Origin of the sequence: Selenomonas bovis DSM 23594 (assembly GCF_000381005.1) — a bacterium.
GTDB classification, from domain to species: Bacteria; Bacillota; Negativicutes; order Selenomonadales; family Selenomonadaceae; genus Selenomonas_C; species Selenomonas_C bovis.
This window is the reverse complement of record NZ_KB908439.1, coordinates 1-3,123: the sequence shown is the minus strand read 5'-3', so window position 1 is coordinate 3,123 and position 3,123 is coordinate 1. Positions and strand designations below refer to the sequence as shown.

Annotated in this window: 3 protein-coding genes and 1 pseudogene; 1 reads left to right on the top strand and 3 read right to left on the bottom strand. The window is 48.0% G+C overall.

Features of this window, described 5'->3' with window-relative positions; translation table 11 throughout:
- Nucleotides 1-443: 443 nt before the first annotated feature.
- Together F599_RS0113035 and F599_RS0113030 are read right to left on the bottom strand one after the other, a co-directional pair.
- The gene (locus F599_RS0113035) at nucleotides 444-866 is read right to left on the bottom strand and encodes an ester cyclase (RefSeq protein WP_019543931.1); all 423 of its coding nucleotides are present in this window, start codon (nucleotides 864-866) and stop codon (nucleotides 444-446) included.
- 36 nt (nucleotides 867-902) lie between these two features.
- Entirely contained in the window at nucleotides 903-1,697 is a 795-nt protein-coding gene (locus tag F599_RS0113030) for an MBL fold metallo-hydrolase (RefSeq protein ID WP_019543930.1), read from the bottom strand.
- Nucleotides 1,698-1,823: 126 nt separating this feature from the next.
- On the opposite strand from F599_RS0113030, the gene F599_RS0113025 reads away from it, so the two are divergent.
- Nucleotides 1,824-2,723, top strand: coding sequence for a LysR family transcriptional regulator (locus F599_RS0113025; RefSeq protein WP_019543929.1), 900 nt, complete (start codon nucleotides 1,824-1,826; stop codon nucleotides 2,721-2,723).
- Between the two features lie 214 nt (nucleotides 2,724-2,937).
- Here the strand turns inward: F599_RS0113025 and F599_RS15805 are convergent.
- A pseudogene (locus F599_RS15805) lies at nucleotides 2,938-3,123 on the bottom strand (hypothetical protein); the annotation flags it as partial.

Genomic DNA, 3,123 nt, shown 5'->3' with positions numbered 1-3,123 from the left:
TACGCCTGTTGCCAAGGATTTTTAAGTCCTTGGCAACATTTTTTTGCAAACTAAAAGGGGCTGCTACACGTTGTTGATACGTGCAACAGCCCCGCCCGTCCTTGCAGTAAATCCAGCCAATCACGCTGCGCCTTCGGCTTGCGCTCTTGGGGATTTACACAGTAAACGAATAACGAATAACTAGATTTCATTGGGAATTGAGAAATTTTAATACACTGAAACGCCTTTCCAAGAATAAAGAGAACTGAAAAAGCCCGCCAGCATTGAGCTGACGAGCTTTTGTAATCCTCTTTGATACTCTGAAACTTAACGTTTCGAGAACTGCACGTCGCTGAAAATTCTTGATTTATAAAGGATTGACAGTCTCCTTGTATATTGTACAATTACCACAGCAAAATCTTGTTGCCACATGCAAACGAATCTGTCGAACTTGTACGCAAATCTCAGTCAAATAGTTTGCACCCCGCCTGCTGGAATACATCTACCATATTATATTTTGCACGTTTTTCGCAAATCTTTCCGTCACGGAATTTTAGCATCGTCATGAAATCCATATAAATACGGTTCCCTTTCTTGGCTTCATGTCCAAGATAGACATCTCTCTGTATAATACCATCAAGGGTCAGATAGCACGCCACACGATTGGCTTCAGCAATCGTGAACTTTAACTGCATATCATACTCATTCGTTGGCGACATATTTGCACTTTCCATATCAATAAAGCCTTGTAGATTGAGCGGTTCAGTATGAAGATCAGGATAATATACAAAATCATCCGTACACAATTCAGCCAACTGATTAAATTTTCTTGCAGCAATTCGTTCATAGAATTTAACAGCGGTATTTCGATTCTGTTCAATAGACATAAGTATCCTCCATTTATCATGATTGATTGTTATCCATCAATATATAATGCTCTCGCCATCGGCTGGCATATCGTAATTCACGACGCCACGAGAAGCCAGGCGGCCGCGCATCACATGGCGAGTGATGGATGCATGGGGAACGTTATCCATATGCGTGATATAAAGTCTGGCATCAGGAGCTGCAAGCGACACATTCCAGACATCTTCATCCCCCATGATCAGACGGCCATTCTCGAGAGTCTCCGCTGCACAGGCATTGAGGGCGATTACTCCTGGTCGGAATTTCTCAATGGTTGTAGCGACTTCCTCATACCAGATGGTATCGCCAGCAAGATAGAATGTCTTTTCGTCTTTTGCTTCAAAGAGGACGCCCATGGCATTCCCGCAGGGGAGGTAGGTGCCGTGGAGAGCGGGAACCTGACGGATGATGGCATCTCCTATTTTCATCCCTTCTTTCGGAAGGATGGTGATCTCCTGAAATCCAGATTTCTTCAGGACAACCGCATCTTCTTCGTTCTGGCAGAGAATGGGTACAGCCTTATCGAGTGGGGCGCCTACAGTACCGTCGGCGAAAGAAATGTCAATGTGGTCCGGATGGAGGTGCGTGACGATGACGCAGTCGACATCTTTCAGGATTTCTTCTGTAGACATGGGAAGGTCATAGAACGGCATCGGCAGATGCTCCTTCACCTGGTCAGGGATATGGAGGGGATGCCCGGGCACGTCGGCGAAAGTGAACATGTGGCTCGGGGAAAGCCAGGGATCGATGAGAAACGTCTTACCGGCATATACCAGACGGTTAGTCGCGTTGCGGATCTGTGTGATTTTCATAGTATGCAAAACCTCCTCGTTCTTTATATGCCTCATTATAGCGGAGTCATGACACAGGGAAAAGAAGATAAAGAGTGGATTGAAGCAACGATATGGTTGCGCTATAATGAGCACAGGAGGTGCTCTATGAATCAGAAACAGCTTCAGTATTTCGTAACCGTTTATCAGACACAGAACATAAAGACAGCCGCAGACAGGCTATTTGTCTCAAGGCAGGGCGTGAGCAAGGTAATCCGTCTGCTTGAGGAAGAGCTGGGGCAGCCGCTTTTTGTACGCAACATAAAAGGAGTCATGCCAACAGACTACGCAACAATCCTGCTGCCTCATGCAAAACGTCTCCTAGAAGAATACGACGCCATACGCGGACTCCACACGCTCGCGGCGCAGTCAAAAAGTGTGGTCACCATTCATGCACTCGACCATGTACTCGCCTATCTCGGTGCGCCTCTGATCAACGACTTCCATGAGGCGTATCCTTCCATCATTCTCAGCATCGTAGATACGACAGATGCCATGGCTCTAGCCGCATTGACGGCGCAGCAATGCAACTTTGCCATCGTAACGGGGCCGCTGGACGAGACGCGTTTTGAGGGAATCCCCCTCTTTTTCAGCAATTACAGTGTACGGATGCACAAATCACATCCTCTGGCGAAAAAACCGTTTCTGACCTATGACGACCTGGACGGTCAGACCATCATCAGCAAAGGCCGTGCCTATGACTGCTTCCGCCACAATATCGACCAGCACATCCTCGTGCCCGGCCGACAGATTCACATCCTTGCGGAAACGGCTGATGAAAGCATCATCCGTGCGCTTCTCCTTGGAAACAAGGCCATCAACATCGGCTACGACTATGCGGATGCTCTATACCCACATCCAGATATCGTGAGCCGAAGACTGAAAGCAGAAAATGGCGGGCAGATGATCTATCTCGTAGCAAACCTGCAGGTCCGCACGACAAAGGCAAGCCGCCTTTTCCGTGAGTTTCTTTTAGAATGGATACATAAAAAAGATCCCACCAGCTGATGCTGATGGGATCTTGTGTGCTCGTGAAAAGCGAGTAATCAACGCTTCGAGAACTGAGCATGCTGTTTTTTTAGCCTTCTGGCGCACTTTTGTAACTTGTGTGTAACTTGTTACTGTATCGATACAAGCCTCAAAAATGCGGCAGAGATTTCTCCCCGCCGCCTTTTGCAACCTATTGCAACCTATTGCAACCAGAATTGAACCGCTGAAACCCTTATGCCGCCGCCGTCTGCGTCTGCACCATCTGAAGGATCTGCTTGCCGATGTAGAGGCCGATCTGCACCGCGAACGGAATCACGATTGCATCGCGAATCTTCGACCATCCCTCTTCGCCTGCTGACTGTTCCCTGACTTTTGCGGAGAACTGCGCCGCGTACTCTTCAATGACTGGCACGCCCGC

What these genes read in the sequence shown, in the direction of transcription:
- F599_RS0113035 (WP_019543931.1), bottom strand. Translation starts at nt 866, where the DNA reads ATGTCTATTGAACAGAATCGAAATACCGCTGTTAAATTCTATGAACGA.
- F599_RS0113025 (WP_019543929.1), top strand. Translation starts at nt 1,824, where the DNA reads ATGAATCAGAAACAGCTTCAGTATTTCGTAACCGTTTATCAGACACAG.
- F599_RS0113030 (WP_019543930.1), bottom strand. Translation starts at nt 1,697, where the DNA reads ATGAAAATCACACAGATCCGCAACGCGACTAACCGTCTGGTATATGCC.